The following is a 15,530-nucleotide window of genomic DNA, read 5'->3' on the forward strand; positions in this document are numbered from 1 at the left end:
TCATGCTGAGCAGAGCGAAGCATCTCGCGTGCTGATGTTGCAACACTAACCCCAACGAAGCGGTCGAGATGCTTCGCTCTGCTCTGCATGACGGTCTACATAAACAACCAAATAACGCTCCGGTCAACCACCCCTAGCCCCTCCTCAGCGGAGGAGGGAAACTAGTTTCTAGCTCTAGTCTTGACCATCATCATTTACTACCCGCTTTCAGAAGCTTCGCTGCGAGGGGCCATGATTCTGTAAGTCTTAGTGCGAATTGCGCACATCCATCCAGGCCACCCGATAGTTTATTTGAATAGCAGTTTGGACGTTTTAAGTCCTACTAGTTGTTCTATATGCAAATCTTCAATTTTATGAATACTGCGCCATATACTCCGCAAGCGCCAACTCCTGGCGAGCCGGCGAATTTGCCCCCCAGCGCCGACACCGAAACCACGACGCTCAACATTGAGGGCATGACCTGTGCTTCCTGCTCCAACTTTGTGGAGCGGGCTCTTAGCCGTACGCCCGGCGTGCAGCGCGCTACCGTTAATCTGGCCAGCGAGAAGGCCACCATTGAATATTTGCCCACTCAGATAGACCGAGCTGGTTTGCGGGTGGCCGTGGAGCAGGCAGGTTATGTCGTGCACGAGCCGGTGGCGCCCGTGGCCGCTGGTAAGCTTGGGTCTGACGAGGAGCTAGCCCAACGCAAGGCCGCCGCCTACCGCAAGCTGCTGCGCCGCTTTTGGGTGGCCGTGGCGCTGGCGGCCATCATCATGCCGCTGTCCATGATTATGCTGTGGCCGGCTTTGATGCAGCGCGTGTCGATGCCGGTGCTCAACTATGTGCAACTGCTGCTTACGCTGCCCGTCCTGTTTTATAGCGGCCGGGAATTTTATGTGTCGGCCTGGAACGGCCTGCGCCACCGCACCGCCAGCATGGATACGCTCATTGCCGTGGGTACGGGGGCGGCTTTTTTGTACAGTCTTGCCGCTACATTGGTGCCCGGCTGGTTTATGCGTCAAGGCCTCATGCCGGAGGTTTATTATGACACCACCGCCACCATCATTGCCCTTATTCTGCTAGGTAAAGTGCTGGAAAGCCGGGCCAAGCAGCGCACCTCGGCGGCTATTCGGGCCCTGATGGATTTGCAGGCCAAAACTGCCCGCGTGGTGCGCCACGGTCAAGAAGTAGATATTCCGGTGGAGGAAGTTCGGCTTCAGGATATCGTCATCGTGCGGCCCGGCGAGAAAGTAGCCACCGACGGCATCATCACGGAAGGCCGCTCAGCCCTCGACGAGGCTATGCTGACGGGTGAAAGCCTGCCGGTAGAGAAAAAGGAGGGCGACCTGGTGTTTGGGGCGACGCTCAACAAAACTGGCTCCTTCCGCTTCCGGGTTACCAAAGTAGGTCAGGAAACCATGCTGGCGCAGATTGTGAAGCTGGTGGAAGAGGCCCAGGGCAGCCGCGCGCCCATTCAGCGCCTGGCTGATAAGGTCAGCGCGGTGTTCGTGCCCGTGGTGGTAATGATTGCCATTGCCACCTTCGTCATTTGGTTTTTGGCAGCGCCCGAAGCTACTCGTTTGCCGCTGGCACTGGTCAACTTTGTGGCCGTGCTCATCATTGCCTGCCCTTGTGCGCTAGGCTTGGCCACGCCTACTGCAATCATGGTTGGCACAGGAAAAGGCGCCGAGCACGGCGTGCTCATCCGCAACGCGGAGGCATTGGAAAAGGCGTATCAGGTAAATACCGTGCTGCTCGACAAAACCGGCACCATCACCCGCGGCGAGCCTGCTGTGACCGATTTTATTGCCTTAGGCTTGCCCCCTAACTTGAGCCAAGATTCAGTTCTAGCCGTTCTGGCGGCGTTGGAGCGCCAGTCGGAGCATCCGTTGGCTGAGGCCGTTGTGCGCTACGCAGATGCGCAAAATGCCCCCCAGTTGCCGACCACTGACTTCCAAGCCTACGAAGGGCGTGGGGCGGCGGCCACTGTGCAAGGCCAGCGGGTGCTGATTGGTAATCGTCGCTTGCTGGAGGAGCATGACATCGCACTTACCCCCGAGCAAACCCAGGCCGCAGAACAACTACTTGGCGAGGCCAAAACAATATTGTATGCAGCCATTGGGGGGCAATTTGTCGCCTTATTGGGTGTAGCTGATACCATCCGCGACACGTCGGCGGCGGCCGTGCGGGAGTTGCAGCGACAAGGACTGGAAGTAGTAATGATGACCGGCGACAACCAACAAACTGCCGCCAAAGTAGCCGCCCAAGTCGGCATCACACGCTTCTTCGCCGAAGTGCTGCCTCAGGAGAAAGCAAGTAAAGTAAAAGAGCTGCAAGCCGAAGGTCGCACGGTAGCCATGGTCGGCGACGGCATCAACGACGCGCCCGCGCTGGCTCAGGCCGATCTAGGCTTAGCCATGGGCGGCGGCACCGATGTAGCCATGGAAGCAGCCGGCATCACTCTCATGCGCTCCGACCTTACGGGTGTAGTCACGGCCCTACGCCTCTCGCGCCTCACCATGCGCACCATCCGCCAGAACCTGTTCTTTGCCTTCATTTACAATACGTTAGGCATCCCGATTGCTGCTGGCCTGCTGTATCCTTTCACCGGCTGGCTGCTCTCCCCCATGCTGGCTGCGGGCGCCATGGCGCTCAGTTCGGTATCGGTGCTCACGAACTCGTTGCGCCTGCGCGCCGCGCAGGTGTAGCTAGGGGCTTTTTTTATCAAGACCGTCATGCAGAGCGGCAGCGAAGCATCTCGCTCGCGCCGTTAAATTACTAATCCAGCGTCAGCACGCGAGATGCTTCGCTGCCGCTCTGCATGACAGTTTAATTTAGAACATGCAAGCTCATTACTTTTTAGGCCTATGGACTCCATCGAAATCATCGTTCTACTCGGCGGGCTGGCTTTAATCGGCTTCGTCGCATGGTTTTTCTTTTTGGCGCCGCATCAGGTAGCCGCGGCCGTATCGACGAGCGCCGGGGTGCAGCAGATTGATATCATGGTAAAGGGCGGCTACTCGCCCAATGTCATTGAGGTGGAGAAAGGCAAGCCCGTGCAACTCAACTTCTACCGCGACGAAGACAACAGCTGCTCCGAGGAACTCTTGCTGCCCGACTTTCAGATTCGGCGCGAGTTGGCGCCCTTTCAAACGACGGCCGTGGAGCTGCTGCCCCGGCAAGCTGGCAGTTTTGAGTTTACGTGCGGTATGCACATGCTGCGCGGGCAAATCATTGTTAAATAACCGCTTATGGGTTGAGCCGGCTTGGGTGACGCTAGCGGCTGATTTCATTGGACGTAATTTGCGCGACTGGGGGGCTTTTTTTCGAACTTAGACCCCAGAAATAGGTAACTACGCTGGAGCTATCCTGCGTATGCTACTGTTACAACGCTATGACCCAACCCGACCCCTTCCGCCGCCCCGATTTGCTGCGCTTGCCTTACGATGAATACCGCGCGCTGCCGGCCATCGCCAACTCCGATTTGTCTCGTTTGCGCGATGCCCTGAACGGTCGCTACCAGAAGCCAGCTTCCATGTCGGGCGCTCTAGGATTGGGAACGGCGTTTCATACGGCCTTACTGGAACCCTCTTTGTATGAGCCTGGCCTGCCCGGCATCAACGACACGCTAGTGTGGTGGATGGTGGAAGGCGTGCAGCTCAACCCCGAATTGAAGCAGCTGTTGGCTACTGGGGTGCCCGAGCCAAGCTGCATTTTCACCGAGCCTACTACTGATACTGTCTGTAAGCTCCGCGCCGACCTGGTGGTGCCCGAAACCGACCGCGGCTACACCATTATCGACTTCAAAACCACCAACGCCCGCGACTACGACCACTTCCTGTGGCAGTGTTCCGGCTACGACTACGACCGCCAAGCTGCCTTCTATCTCGACGCCCTCCACGCCGACCGTTTCCTACTGGTGGGCGTGCAAAAAGTTGAGCCTTTCAACCTGTTTACCGTAGAAGTAACGCGCACAATGCTAGGGGAGGGTCGTGCCAAGTACTTGCGCCTGTTAAACTTATTGAAGCCTAAGGCAGAAGTGCCCGCATACTTGTCGGAAGCGGTGCGAGAAATTACCGAAGGACTAAACGGCGAATAATTACGCGACGTGGCTTGCCTCCCGGCATTTTAGTCTTGATTGGCTGAGAGTAAATCAGCCTGTCTGGGCGCTAATATTCTGCACCTTAAATCCAAGTCCTTCTATGGCCTCCCGAATCTTGTCGGAGCTGGGCGGCTCGGGGTGGGTAACAGCTACTTCCACCTCGCCGGGCTCGATGCGGTCCACGAGGAGCTTCATCTCGGTGAGCTGTTGGCGCACTCGCCCGATGCTTTCGGTGTCCGTCATGTCGTCTATTTGCAGCACGTAGCGGACCAGCTGAGTGGGGTTAACGTTGGGGGTTGGGGAAGCCATGAGTGCGCTTAGAAAAACGAGTGAAAGAATACCTGCTAGGCTTACTGCATTTAGCGGCGGCGCGTTACGCTGAGCTTCACGAGTGCGCCTCTCAGGTTAAGCAGATTCGTATGAAATGGCCGTCACCTCCACCACTTCTTCCTTAGGCCCGAGCCGCAGTGTGACTTTCTGCCCCAATTTTGCCCCCTGCACAGCTTTGGCAATAGGCGCCACAAACGCCACTTTCCCCTCCGCCACCGACGCCTCATCTACGCCGACCAGCGTAAACTTTCGCACCTGGCCGGGCTTGCCGCCGCTAACCGTGCGTAAGGTAACGGTAGCGCCAAAGCGAACTTCATCGGTGGGCTGCTGACGCGGGTCTACCACTTTGGCGCTGGCAATACGGCCGGTCAGGTCGCTGAGGCGGCCATTGAAGAGGCTGAGCAGGCGGGTGCGGTCGGCGTCGTTGTCGCGGTTGGCTTCGGCTTGGGCGCGCTCGGCTTCCAGCTCTATTAGCTCGGCGCGCAGCAATTCCAGGCCGTGGGGCGTCACGTAGTTGGGTGTGCCCGCGGGCAGGGCGGCCCGGGGCGGAATAATGGGCGGCTGTTGGGCGTCGTCTTCCTTGGTAAATGCTCGACTCATGCTGCTTGCTAACGCAGGGCCGAAACGGGAGTTGCGAATGGGAGTCTGGGGGGCAAAAATGAAGGCCAGATAGCTCAGCAATGCGGCGATAGCCACAGCTCAGCATTAGCTAAATCTTTAAACTAACCCTGCTACACGTCGTAATTTCTTAGACAACACTATCCTATCTCAACTATTATGACAACTCAGAAAAACTTCGCCCTGATCACGGGCGCTACCAGCGGCATCGGCTACGAGCTAGCCAAACTCTTCGCTAAAGACGGCTACAACCTAGTAATCGTGGCTCGCCACCGCGACGAGCTCGACCGCATGGCCACCAAATTCAGCCAGAAATACGGCATCGACGTCTGCTTCATGGCCAAAGACCTGTTCCGGCCCGAGGCACCTTTTGAAGTGTATGAGGAGGTAAAACGCCGGGGCCTTCAGGTAACGGTGCTTGTTAATAATGCCGGCCAGGGCCAGTACGGCGAGTTTGTTGACACCGACATCAACCGTGAACTGGACATTATTCAGCTCAATATTGGCGCCTACGTAACGCTCACCAAGTGCTTCCTGCAAGACATGGTGGCGCGCAACGAGGGTAAAATCCTGATGGTGTCCAGCATCGGTGGCGAGCTACCCGGTCCGTTGCAAGCGGTGTACCACGGCACCAAAGCCTTCGTCACGTCCTTCACCGAAGCTATCCGCGCCGAAAACCACGACCGCAACATCACCATCACCGCCCTGCTGCCCGGCGTCACCGACACCGACTTCTTCAATAAAGCCGAGATGACCGAGTCGAAGCTGGTGAAGGAAGGCAGCAAAGCCGACCCCGCCGACGTGGCCAAGGATGGCTACGAAGCCCTCATGGCCGGCAAAGACAAAATCGTGTCGGGCTTCAAAAACAAAGTAATGGTAGCCACCAGCCACATCATGCCCGACAATATGGTGGCTATGAACATGCTCCAGCAGGGCAAGCCGGTAGACGCAGATAAGTAGAGCAGGCAGTCAAGCCTTCGCAAAATATGTAAGACCGTCAGCAGAGGCGGAGCCGAAGCATCTCGCGTGCTGACGCCTGATTAGTAACCTTAATAAATACGCGAGATGCTTCGGCTCCGCCTCTGCATGACCGCCTGGTTTGATAAACCTCAGCAAGAAAAGCCCCCCAGTTACCATGTTGTAGCTGGGGGGCTTTTCAATAACTAAATCAAAGAAATCTAACGGCTCGGTTCGTCAGCCGAAGGCCCATAAATCGAAGGCACGGGAATATCCAGCAGGCGCAGATACACGCTAAGCTGGCCGCGGTGATGAATTAAATGACTCAGGAAGTACGTCCGGACAACCTCAGCGCGGGGCTGGCTGAACAGGACTTGCTCACCGTTGCGGAAGGTCCAAACATAGTCGAAGTCTTCGGCGTCGGCATTAGCTAGGGCCGCGCGGGCGGAGGCGCCGTTGGCTTCCAGGCGTTCAAGCAGCGCGGCGCGACTGGTGGCCGGTGCATCTTCCTCGTCGGCTTCGCTGGCCATGTCGTATTCGGGGGTGTCGAAGGTGGGTGCTACCCAGGCCAGTATATTCGCCGTGTGTGAGGCCAACTGAATCAATGTCATGGATTTGGCGTGCGGCTGCCAACCAAAGTGCTCTTCAGGCAAGCGTTCGAGCACGCGGCGCGTTAACATTAATTCGTGGTCGAGTTCGGACACCAGCGTTTGGGCCAGGGGCGTGGGGGTGGCAGTGGCAGTTAGCATAGCTGAATGAGGTTAAATGAACGATACCCCAAACCTAATGGCGCCCACTGACAGCCCTGTGTCAGTAGCAAAGAAGCCAACTGAAAATTATTTGCAAAAATGGTGGTGCGCCTCCTCTGCCAGCTCCCGCATCCGCTGCTTCAGCTCCGGCGGCGATACCACCGTTACGCAGTTCGTGAACATAAGCAGCCACCGGGCCATGTGCTCCAGGTAACCCACCAGAAAAGTCATTTCCCGCCAGCCAGTGGGCAGCTGCTGCTCGTGGGTCCAGCCGAAGCTGTGCTTACTTTCCTCCACGTGCGCCAACACCTGGGGGGCAAATTGCACCGTTACCGCGTGCGCCTGCCACCGCTCCGCCCGCTGCTTCCAGTACGACTGCAACGTGTCGGGCCGGGGGGCAAAATGCTCGTCGCGCAGGTGCAGACCGGCAATGCGGTCGAGGCGAAAGTCGCGAAACTCCTGGCGCAGCCGACAGAACGCTACCACGTGCCAGTGTTGGCCATAGTACACCCCAATCGGCTCCACATCGCGCTGGGTAGAGGCTCCATCATACCCCGCCCGATAGTCGAGCTGTACAACTTGCTGCTGGGCAATACTAGTGAGCAGCAGCTGGTGGGTATTACTTGTGGGGGGCAAAATCGGTGTCCGCGCCGCGCGGGGCCGGAGCACCGTAATGCGGGGGCTAAGCGCCTCCAGAAAGTCGCGGTCGGGGCGGCGCAGCACGGCGCGCAGCTTATCCATGGCCGCGCTGCTTAGTTGGGCCGTGTAGGCGTCGGTGAGCTGAGACACCAGTTTTTCGGCCGTAATGAGGGCCGTCGCTTCTTCCCGACTAAACATCACCGGGGGCAGGCGGTAACCATCGGCCAGGCAATAGCCCACGCCCGCTTCCCCACATAACGGCACGCCAGCTTCTTCCAGGGTGCGCAGGTCGCGGTACACCGTGCGCAGGCTCACGCCAAACCGCTCGGCCAGGTCTTGGCCCTTCACGCTACGCTTGGCTTGCAGCTGAATAAGAATGGCAGTGATGCGGTCAAAACGGTTCATAGCGCGAAAAGTAAAGCGGCCGCCCAGGAAATTTCCTCGTGCTCCGGCAGTTGGGCTCAAAGAAACCAGCCGGTTATGAAAGCGTTGACAAGAACTAAAAATTTTAGTTAAAAGAAGAGAAAAAGGTAAATATTCTGCCTCCTGCTGACATAGGGTTGTCACCAGCCGCGGCGTTCTTTACAGCACAAAAACAGAGGGTTACTGCCCTGTAAATCGATTTTTTCACTGTCAAGGTCACGTCAATGCAAAAAATGTTAGCATGCTCCGTTCGCCAGCTCTTTGTGGCTCCTTGTCCGCTGCCGGCAGTAGAGGTTTTCCAAACCAACGTGAGCTCTCCGTTGCTGGCTACCACTATCATTCGGGCGCTCCAAATGCAGTTCACTAGCCTCAAGGCCACCTTCGACTTAGATGATTGCGACCGGGTGCTACGGGTGCAAAGCCCGTATGGCGAGCCCGCCTTGTGGGCGCAAGTCGCGGCGCTGGTGCGCGGCTTCGGCGTGCAGATTGCGGTGCTGCCAGATTAGTCTCGCAGTTAGGCTTTCAGGCCCAAGCGGCTAAGGCTTGCGTCTTGCAGAAAGCTATAAGGACATGAATAAGGCGCTTAGTTGAGCGAACCCGACTGATAACCTTGGCCTAGTCTTCAGGCTGAGCGTCAGGTAGCTGCCGTTCTTTTGCTGCCTGATATATTATTGCCATTTTTGGCACTCACTCCTGATAGCAAGATCTGGCACAGCTTCCCTTTGAACTATGAGCGCCAGGTTCTGCGTGTGGCAGTTCTGTTTGCTAACGCCGATGAGTAGCTGCTTTATTGATCTGAATAGTGCGGCTAGACTAACCTACTACATGAACGGACATTTATAGCCAAGTGAACCATTAGCTATGCTTTTTTCTGATCTATCTCTGGCCCAACGACTAGAGCGCGCCGAAGCTAGCGCCAATGCCCAACTGGTAGAAGCGCGGGCCCGCTTATTTCCCGAAAGCCAGGCGCAGTGGATAGAAGTGTCGGGTGCCTACGCCATGTTCGACGGCCAAGAATCGTTTATAACCCAAACGTTTGGCCTAGGATTGTTCGCCGAAGTCACAGCGGCTGATTTGGATACGCTGGAGGCCTTTTTTAAAGAACGCCAAGCACCTGTTTACTACGAAGTCAGCCCCCTCGCAGGCTCTGCGCTGCTGCCGTTGCTCACCGGGCGCGGGTACCAGCCGATAGAGTTTACGAGCGTTATGTGCCAGCCCCTCGCACTTGGCAGCGAGAGCAGCTTGGCGAATGGGCCGCTGAAAACCAGGCCCATAGAAGCAGGCGAAGAAAAACTATGGGCCCGCACGTCTGCCCGCGGCTGGAGCAGCGAACATCCGGACCTGTCGGATTTCATGTTTGAATTTGGGCAGATCAGCGCTCAAAGTCGAGGGGGCGTATCCTTTCTCGCCGAACTCGACGGGCAGCCAATTGCGACCGGCAGCTTGTTTGTTCATGATGGCGTGGCCTTGCTGGCGGGCGCCAGTACTGTGCCCGAAGGCCGCCGGCAAGGAGCCCAGCAAGCTTTATTACAAGCGCGCTTACAGTATGCGGCTGAGCAGGGCTGCACCATGGCAATGATGGGAGCAGAGCCAGGCAGCCAATCGCAGCGCAACGCCGAAAAACGCGGGTTTCGCATTGCGTACACACGCATTAAATGGCAGTTGAAGTAGCAGCCAGCCGGTTTGCTGATCATTAACACAGGTACCAGTGTGCGAAACGGTCAAGCAACCGCCAGCAGTTCAGCTACCGTATAGTACCGCCGCATGAGGCCCGCCTAAATGGCCTGCACTGTATCTGCCTATTCTTTAGCACCAGCTGAACTACGCTGCCACCACGCGTACACGCCCGCCGCTACGCCCGCCACTAATGCCGCACTCAGCCAAGCGCCGTTGCTAGCGGATTCCGCGTAGCTTTTGTGGCCGCCGGAAATATCGGTGCCGTGCGGGGCGGGCTGGGGGGCAAATATGCTGCCCTCGCTAATGGGTGCTGGGTTGGCGCGGCCCTGGGCAATCTTGAAAAAGCGCAGCATCGACCATTGCGTAACGCCCGGTGCCACTGCCCGGAACAGCCGCAGGGCCCTGCCCGACCAGCCTACCATCACATTGGCGCGCGGGCGTTGGGCCAGGGCTACCAGCGTATCGGCCACCTGCTGGGGGGCAAATATGGGCGGCACGGGCTTCACTACCTTCCCTGAATAATTGGCGCCGTGCTGAAAGCCAGGTGTATCCACAAACCCCGGATACACGCTACACACGTGAATATCAGGCGAGTCGAGCAGCTCCGTGCGCAGGGCATCGGCCATACCGCGCAGCCCGAACTTGCTGGTGCTGTAGGCCACCGTGTAGGGCATGGGCACCCAACCTCCCAAGGAATTCATGAAGATGAGAATGCCCTTTTTCTGACGTTTAAAGTAAGGCAGCACCGCATATGCCCCGTACAGATTGCCTAGCAAATTCACGCGCAGCACTTGCTCGTGAGCGGCCAGCGGAGTTTTGTTGAACTCACCGACTGCGCCCGTACCCACGTTGTTGATCCAAACCTCAATTTGCCCCCCGAAGGCGGCAGCGGCTTCTGCCAAACTCGCTACGGCTTGAGCATCAGTTACGTCGGTAGGCACGGGCAGGGCGGCCCCACCCAGACGCTCACACTCGGCGGCTACTTCAGCCAGCACATCGGCCCGGCGCGCGGCTAGTACCAGGATGGCGCCGTGGCGGGCGAAGGCGAGGGCCGTAGCGCGGCCAATACCGCTGCTGGCGCCCGTAATGACTACCGTAGTGCCGCGTAAGTTGCGCTTATTCATAGCTATAGAAATAGGAGGGAAGACATCAAATTTTAACGGACACTCACGGGTGGAGTTATAGTGCAGCTTCGCGCCCGTGCCACCTACTGCTGCTGCCCGATAGCGTACTGAATGCCCCCCAGAAGGTGCCGCAGAAATAAGGGTTCCCGGAAGCTTTCGGCGGTATGGCCACCAGCCGTGTAAAAGGCGCGTCCGCCGTCGAAAGCGTGATACCAGGCAATGGGATGGTTTGCGCCGTTGGTGCCGCCGGTATAGGTGCTTTCATCTAGAGTAGCCAGCACAGTGATGGTGGGCTGAATGTTTCGGAAGTTATACCACTCATCGGTGCGCGACCAGGCATCGGGCAGAAAAGAGGTGGAGCTGTGGGCCTTATTTGTAATCCAAATAACGGCCGGTTGAATGGCCGGATGACTGCTGAAATAAGCGCCCACCAGTCGGTTGTACCAGGGCCAATCATACTCCGTATCGGTGGCCGCATGAATGCCCACGAAGCCATTGCCGGCGCGGATATATTGCTCAAATGCCGCTTGCTGCGCATCGTTGAGCACTTCCTGCGTAGTGCTCAGAAAAACTACCGCGTCGTACTGCTTTAAGTTGTCGGCCGTGAAAGCGCCGGCATTGGCTGTAGTATCTACTTTTATTCCATTCTCCTGCCCTAGCTTCTGGATAGCGGCTCGTCCGTCAGGAATCGACTCGTGATAAAAGCCCGCCGTTTTATAAAAAACCAGAATGGCAGGCGTAGGCGCTACGGACGACGGTGGATTGCTGCTTGAAGAACAGCCTGACAGGCTAGCAAACGTGAGAACTGTCAAGAGCAAAAGTCGAAGCATGAATAGGAGAATAAACGCGTTTCTGCTTAGCTATGAAGAGCTAGTAAAACTGAACGCGCCAGTTCGGTAAAAAGATACAGCACACCGCTCTCATGCGCCTAAGGTGAGCGAGTGAGTTTCTATCTGTATCATTCAACGGGTCTTGTTGGTTGTGTTTCGATGCCTGGCCTAGGAAGCATGCGTCTTAGCGCTGCCAAAACACGTCAATAGCTTTCTCGCTACCTTCGCTTCGTACGTTTCCTTTCTCATTCCACCCCACGCATGCCTTCATTCTTTCGCACCGCCGCCTTGGCGGCCTTGCTGGCCGCGGCTCCGGCCGCCCTTCAGGCCCAAACCGTCAAAGAGCTCACCTACACCGTCACGATGGATCCGGCGGCCAACAGCAACGAGTTTCAGGTGAAACTCCAACTGCCCAAGCTCAAGAAGTCGCAGGATATCTACCAGTTTGCGGCCACCGCACCCGGTACTTACCAGGTCATGGATATGGGCCGCTTTGTGCGCAAGTTTGAGGCGTTTGATGCCAAAGGAAAGTCGCTAGGAGCCAAGCAGCTATCCACCAACCAATGGCAGCTGGCCAACCCCAAGAAAACCCGCGAAATCCGTTACACCATCGCCGAAACTTGGGATACGGAAGTACAAGAGCACCCAATCTATCTCATGTGCGGCTCGTCATTGGAAGCCGACCACGCCCTGCTCAACGGCCAAACCATCTTGGGCTACCCCGAGGATATGCAAGGCAAACCGCTGCGCCTGAAACTGGAGCACCCCAAGGAGTGGAAAGTAGGCACTGTGCTCGTCCCCGATGCCCAGGGCTACTACCGCCTCGACGACTACGACCACGCCGTTGATTCGCCCATTTTGCTGGGTCGCCTCACCGAAGCCAACACCAAGCTCGGCGACGCTGACGTTGCCCTATACTGCTACTCCGCCACCGATAAAGTGCAGGCCGAGCCGCTGCTAGGCCACATGCAGAAGATGCTAAACGCTGCCCAAGCCTTTCTGGGGGGCAATTTGCCGGTGAAGCGCTACGCTTTCCTCTATCATTTTGCCGATAAATCGGCGGGCGCCTGGGAGCATTCCTATAGCTCGGAATATGTGCTGCGCGAAACGCCTCTCACGCCCGAAACAGCCCAAAGCGTAGTCGATATTGCCGCCCACGAGTTCTTCCACATCGTCACGCCGCTCAACATTCACTCTGAGATTATTGAGCAGTTCAACTTCGTAAATCCCACCGGCTCCGAGCATTTGTGGCTCTACGAGGGCGTTACGGAGTGGGCTTCCCACACCATGCAGCTGCGCGGCGGACTGATTTCATTGGATGACTACCTCGAAACCCTTCACGATAAAGTTGTCTACGACCGTACCCGCACTGACACCACGTACAGCCTGAGCAAGCTGGGCCTCAACTCCTTCAGCGACGAAGGCCAGAAGCAGTACGGCAACATTTACCAGCGCGGCGCCCTCACCGCTACCTTGCTCGATTTGCGCCTGCTAGAGCTAAGCGGCGGCAAGCGCGGCCTGCGCGAAGTACTGCTAGAACTGGCTAAGCAGTACGGCCCCAACAAGCCCATCAGCGAAAAGAACTTCTTCCAGGATTTCACCCAACTCACCTACCCCGAAATCGGCGACTTTTTTGCCCGCTATATCCAGAAAGCCGAGCCGCTGCCGTTGCAAGAATACTTCGCTAAAGTGGGCATCCGCTACGACCGCAGCCTGCGCACCGGCCGCCAGATAGCTACTCTCGGCCAGGCTTCCTATCAGGTACGTGGCGATGAAGTGTACTTCACCGCCGTGAGCGCGCCCCTGCAAGCGGCCGGCGTACGCCCCGGCGACCAGATTGCGGGCTTGGACGGCACTTTCATTGATCGGCGCAACTTTGCTTCTGTCGTCAGCAAGGTGCGGGAGCGCACTCCTAATACAGAGCTGCCCATCACCATCCGCCGCGACGGCAAGGAGCAAACACTGCGCGTGCGCCTCGCCTCTACGGACGAAGTAAAAAGCTACGCCTTCGAGCCAAACCCTGCCGCTACGCCAACTCAGTTGGCCCTGCGTGAGGCGTGGATGAAGAATTTATAGAGGCATCATCCCTCGATCCTTTCTCCCAAAAAGACGGGGGCCTGACGCCCGGCCTACACCGCATTTTCGGCTCCGTCTCCAGCACAGCTACTGCGCTGGTAGTAGAACTGAAGAGTAATCACAAAGCAAAAAGCTAACGACCACGGTCGTTGGCTTTTTGCTTTTCATAACGCTGGTAACGGTTGCGGAAACGAAGGCCAACGTAGCTGCATTGAACTAGATGCCAAGCTCCCATCTTTCTGGGAGAAGGGGGGAGGAAGGCATCCGCAAGCGCTATAACAACCAAAATCATTACTCGACCGGAACCAACACCGCTAAGAAGCGTTGGCCTAAAAGCGCATCCTGCTGCGCCCATTCACACCACTGAATTCTCAAGATTATGTCTATATCCACCCAACAACTAGATCAAGCTCCCTTTCAAAACTCCTTTGTGGAGGAGCTGCGCGGGGAAGCGTCCCGCAACAAAAACCCTCGCCAGGTTCCCGGCTACCACTACTCCCGCATCGAGCCCACGCCCGTCCGCGACCCGCACTTGCTAGCTTGGTCCGACGATCTGGGGGGCTTTTTAGGTTTGGCCCGGCCGGAGGAGCGCGGCCCAGCCGTGGATGCGCTGGCTGGTAATCTGGTTACGGGCAGCATGAAGCCGTTTGCGGCTCGCTACGGCGGGCATCAGTTTGGCCACTGGGCTGGGCAGCTCGGCGACGGGCGGGCCATTTCCCTGGGTGAGCTAACGGCCGTTGATGGCTCTACTTGGGAAATCCAGCTGAAAGGGGCCGGTCCTACGCCATACTCCCGCCGCGCCGACGGCCGCGCCGTGCTGCGCTCTTCGTTGCGCGAGTTTTTGTGCTCTGAAGCCATGCATTACCTGGGCGTGCCCACCACGCGCGCGCTCAGTCTGGTAGGCACCGGCGACACCGTGGTGCGGGATATGTTTTACAACGGCAACCCTCAGGAAGAGCCGGGCGCCGTGGTGGCGCGGGTGGCTCCTACGTTTATTCGCTTCGGCAACTTCCAAATGATGGCCGTGGCCGGCGAAATGGATAACCTTCGCGCCTTAGCCGATTACGTGATTCAGCATCATTACCCCGAGCTGGGCGCACCGTCGCCGGAAGTGTATATGCGCTGGTTTGAGGAAGTGTGCCGCCGCACCGCCGTGATGATAGCGCACTGGATGTCAGTGGGTTTTGTGCACGGGGTGATGAACACCGACAACATGTCCATTCTCGGCCTCACCATCGATTATGGCCCTTACGGCTGGCTGGAGCCTTACGACCCAGACTGGACGCCCAACACCACCGACTTCAGCAGCCGCCGCTATGCCTTTGGGCAGCAGCCCCAGGTTGCGCTTTGGAACCTATATCAATTAGCGCGGGCCATTGTGCCACTGGTAAAAGAGCCGGAAGCTCTCCGTGAAAGCCTCGACCACTACACCAACACCCTAGCTGAAACCCAGCACGCTATGATGATGCGTAAGCTGGGTCTTACTGAGCTAAATTCGACTGAGGACCGCGCTTTGCTCGAAGCGCTACCTGAAGCGTTGGCTGAGGCGCAGGTAGACATGACGTTGTTTTTTCGTGGGCTTTCCCATGCCGTTCCGGCCTTATTTGCGGACCCGGAAAAGCAGGAAACCCTATTCCGAGAGGTCCTCACCGCTGCTTCCTACGACGTGTCGGCGGAGGGGGAGCAGGTGCTGCTTCAGTGGCTTCAGCGGTACGCCCAGCGGCTTCAGCAGGAGAAAGCTAACCCGGAAGGTATCCGCGAAAGCATGCTCAGCGCCAACCCCAAATACGTGCTGCGCAACTACCTCGCTCAGCAAGCCATCGACGCGGCCGCAGCCGGGGATTTGTCTTTGCTGAATCGACTGATGGAAGTGCTTAAAACGCCTTTCGCCGAGCAGCCTGAACACGACGACCTCGCCGCCAAGCGTCCCGATTGGGCTCGCACCAAACCCGGTTGCGCTACGCTCTCGTGCAGCTCTTAGTGTAAGGCAATTGTTTGAGTGACACAAAGCGCGCCGATGGAA

The 15,530-nt window shown here is 57.5% G+C and carries 14 protein-coding genes; 8 read left to right on the top strand and 6 right to left on the bottom strand.

The genetic code is table 11. The annotated features are described in order from the left end of the window. Window positions 1-353: 353 nt before the first annotated feature. The 3 genes from ACW9KT_RS07675 (at window position 354) to ACW9KT_RS07685 (ending at window position 4,081) form a co-directional block, all read left to right on the top strand. Window positions 354-2,690 (top strand): heavy metal translocating P-type ATPase, encoded by a 2,337-nt coding sequence (locus ACW9KT_RS07675; RefSeq protein ID WP_457078996.1) that lies wholly within the window; start codon window positions 354-356, stop codon window positions 2,688-2,690. 159 nt (window positions 2,691-2,849) lie between these two features. Beyond that, a complete protein-coding gene (locus ACW9KT_RS07680; protein ID WP_457078998.1) occupies window positions 2,850-3,227 on the top strand; it encodes a cupredoxin domain-containing protein in 378 nt (125 codons plus the stop codon). A gap of 149 nt (window positions 3,228-3,376) precedes the next feature. Further along, complete coding sequence (locus ACW9KT_RS07685) at window positions 3,377-4,081, top strand: PD-(D/E)XK nuclease-like domain-containing protein (protein ID WP_457079000.1); 705 nt, start codon at window positions 3,377-3,379, stop codon at window positions 4,079-4,081. A gap of 54 nt (window positions 4,082-4,135) precedes the next feature. Here ACW9KT_RS07685 and ACW9KT_RS07690 read toward each other — a convergent pair whose 3' ends face one another. Together ACW9KT_RS07690 and ACW9KT_RS07695 are read right to left on the bottom strand one after the other, a co-directional pair. Next, window positions 4,136-4,393: a hypothetical protein gene (locus ACW9KT_RS07690; RefSeq protein WP_457079002.1), complete on the bottom strand. Its 258-nt coding sequence runs from the start codon at window positions 4,391-4,393 to the stop codon at window positions 4,136-4,138. A 96-nt stretch (window positions 4,394-4,489) separates the two neighbouring features. Further along, complete coding sequence (locus tag ACW9KT_RS07695; RefSeq protein WP_457079004.1) at window positions 4,490-5,110, bottom strand: GreA/GreB family elongation factor; 621 nt, start codon at window positions 5,108-5,110, stop codon at window positions 4,490-4,492. An 81-nt stretch (window positions 5,111-5,191) separates the two neighbouring features. Here ACW9KT_RS07695 and ACW9KT_RS07700 point away from each other — a divergent pair, with 81 nt between their 5' ends. Beyond that, entirely contained in the window at window positions 5,192-5,992 is an 801-nt protein-coding gene (locus tag ACW9KT_RS07700; protein WP_457079006.1) for an SDR family NAD(P)-dependent oxidoreductase, read from the top strand. Window positions 5,993-6,210: 218 nt separating this feature from the next. Here the strand turns inward: ACW9KT_RS07700 and ACW9KT_RS07705 are convergent, their stop codons facing one another. Together ACW9KT_RS07705 and ACW9KT_RS07710 are read right to left on the bottom strand one after the other, a co-directional pair. Continuing rightward, window positions 6,211-6,738: a DinB family protein gene (locus tag ACW9KT_RS07705; protein WP_457079008.1), complete on the bottom strand. Its 528-nt coding sequence runs from the start codon at window positions 6,736-6,738 to the stop codon at window positions 6,211-6,213. A gap of 87 nt (window positions 6,739-6,825) precedes the next feature. Continuing rightward, a complete protein-coding gene (locus tag ACW9KT_RS07710; protein WP_457079010.1) occupies window positions 6,826-7,782 on the bottom strand; it encodes a helix-turn-helix transcriptional regulator in 957 nt (318 codons plus the stop codon). 281 nt (window positions 7,783-8,063) lie between these two features. Here ACW9KT_RS07710 and ACW9KT_RS07715 point away from each other — a divergent pair, with 281 nt between their 5' ends. Together ACW9KT_RS07715 and ACW9KT_RS07720 are read left to right on the top strand one after the other, a co-directional pair. Continuing rightward, window positions 8,064-8,306, top strand: coding sequence for a hypothetical protein (locus tag ACW9KT_RS07715; protein WP_457079012.1), 243 nt, complete (start codon window positions 8,064-8,066; stop codon window positions 8,304-8,306). Window positions 8,307-8,661: 355 nt separating this feature from the next. After that, window positions 8,662-9,471, top strand: a complete 810-nt coding sequence (locus tag ACW9KT_RS07720) for a GNAT family N-acetyltransferase (RefSeq protein ID WP_457079013.1) — start codon at window positions 8,662-8,664, stop codon at window positions 9,469-9,471. 128 nt (window positions 9,472-9,599) lie between these two features. Here ACW9KT_RS07720 and ACW9KT_RS07725 read toward each other — a convergent pair whose 3' ends face one another. Beyond that, window positions 9,600-10,601: an SDR family oxidoreductase gene (locus ACW9KT_RS07725; protein WP_457079015.1), complete on the bottom strand. Its 1,002-nt coding sequence runs from the start codon at window positions 10,599-10,601 to the stop codon at window positions 9,600-9,602. 83 nt (window positions 10,602-10,684) lie between these two features. Continuing rightward, a complete protein-coding gene (locus ACW9KT_RS07730) occupies window positions 10,685-11,431 on the bottom strand; it encodes a ThuA domain-containing protein (protein ID WP_457079017.1) in 747 nt (248 codons plus the stop codon). Window positions 11,432-11,692: 261 nt separating this feature from the next. On the opposite strand from ACW9KT_RS07730, the gene ACW9KT_RS07735 reads away from it, so the two are divergent. Then, entirely contained in the window at window positions 11,693-13,507 is a 1,815-nt protein-coding gene (locus ACW9KT_RS07735) for a M61 family metallopeptidase (RefSeq protein ID WP_457079019.1), read from the top strand. 379 nt (window positions 13,508-13,886) lie between these two features. Further along, window positions 13,887-15,488: a protein adenylyltransferase SelO gene (locus ACW9KT_RS07740; RefSeq protein WP_457079020.1), complete on the top strand. Its 1,602-nt coding sequence runs from the start codon at window positions 13,887-13,889 to the stop codon at window positions 15,486-15,488. Window positions 15,489-15,530: the final 42 nt, after the last annotated feature.

Source organism: Hymenobacter sp. HD11105 (assembly GCF_054051685.1).

Coding starts and splice junctions, on each gene's coding strand:
- ACW9KT_RS07710 (WP_457079010.1), bottom strand. CDS start 7,782: ATGAACCGTTTTGACCGCATCACTGCCATTCTTATTCAGCTGCAAGCC.
- ACW9KT_RS07720 (WP_457079013.1), top strand. CDS start 8,662: ATGCTTTTTTCTGATCTATCTCTGGCCCAACGACTAGAGCGCGCCGAA.
- ACW9KT_RS07700 (WP_457079006.1), top strand. CDS start 5,192: ATGACAACTCAGAAAAACTTCGCCCTGATCACGGGCGCTACCAGCGGC.
- ACW9KT_RS07680 (WP_457078998.1), top strand. CDS start 2,850: ATGGACTCCATCGAAATCATCGTTCTACTCGGCGGGCTGGCTTTAATC.
- ACW9KT_RS07740 (WP_457079020.1), top strand. CDS start 13,887: ATGTCTATATCCACCCAACAACTAGATCAAGCTCCCTTTCAAAACTCC.
- ACW9KT_RS07735 (WP_457079019.1), top strand. CDS start 11,693: ATGCCTTCATTCTTTCGCACCGCCGCCTTGGCGGCCTTGCTGGCCGCG.
- ACW9KT_RS07705 (WP_457079008.1), bottom strand. CDS start 6,738: ATGCTAACTGCCACTGCCACCCCCACGCCCCTGGCCCAAACGCTGGTG.
- ACW9KT_RS07690 (WP_457079002.1), bottom strand. CDS start 4,393: ATGGCTTCCCCAACCCCCAACGTTAACCCCACTCAGCTGGTCCGCTAC.
- ACW9KT_RS07675 (WP_457078996.1), top strand. CDS start 354: ATGAATACTGCGCCATATACTCCGCAAGCGCCAACTCCTGGCGAGCCG.
- ACW9KT_RS07730 (WP_457079017.1), bottom strand. CDS start 11,431: ATGCTTCGACTTTTGCTCTTGACAGTTCTCACGTTTGCTAGCCTGTCA.
- ACW9KT_RS07685 (WP_457079000.1), top strand. CDS start 3,377: ATGACCCAACCCGACCCCTTCCGCCGCCCCGATTTGCTGCGCTTGCCT.
- ACW9KT_RS07725 (WP_457079015.1), bottom strand. CDS start 10,601: ATGAATAAGCGCAACTTACGCGGCACTACGGTAGTCATTACGGGCGCC.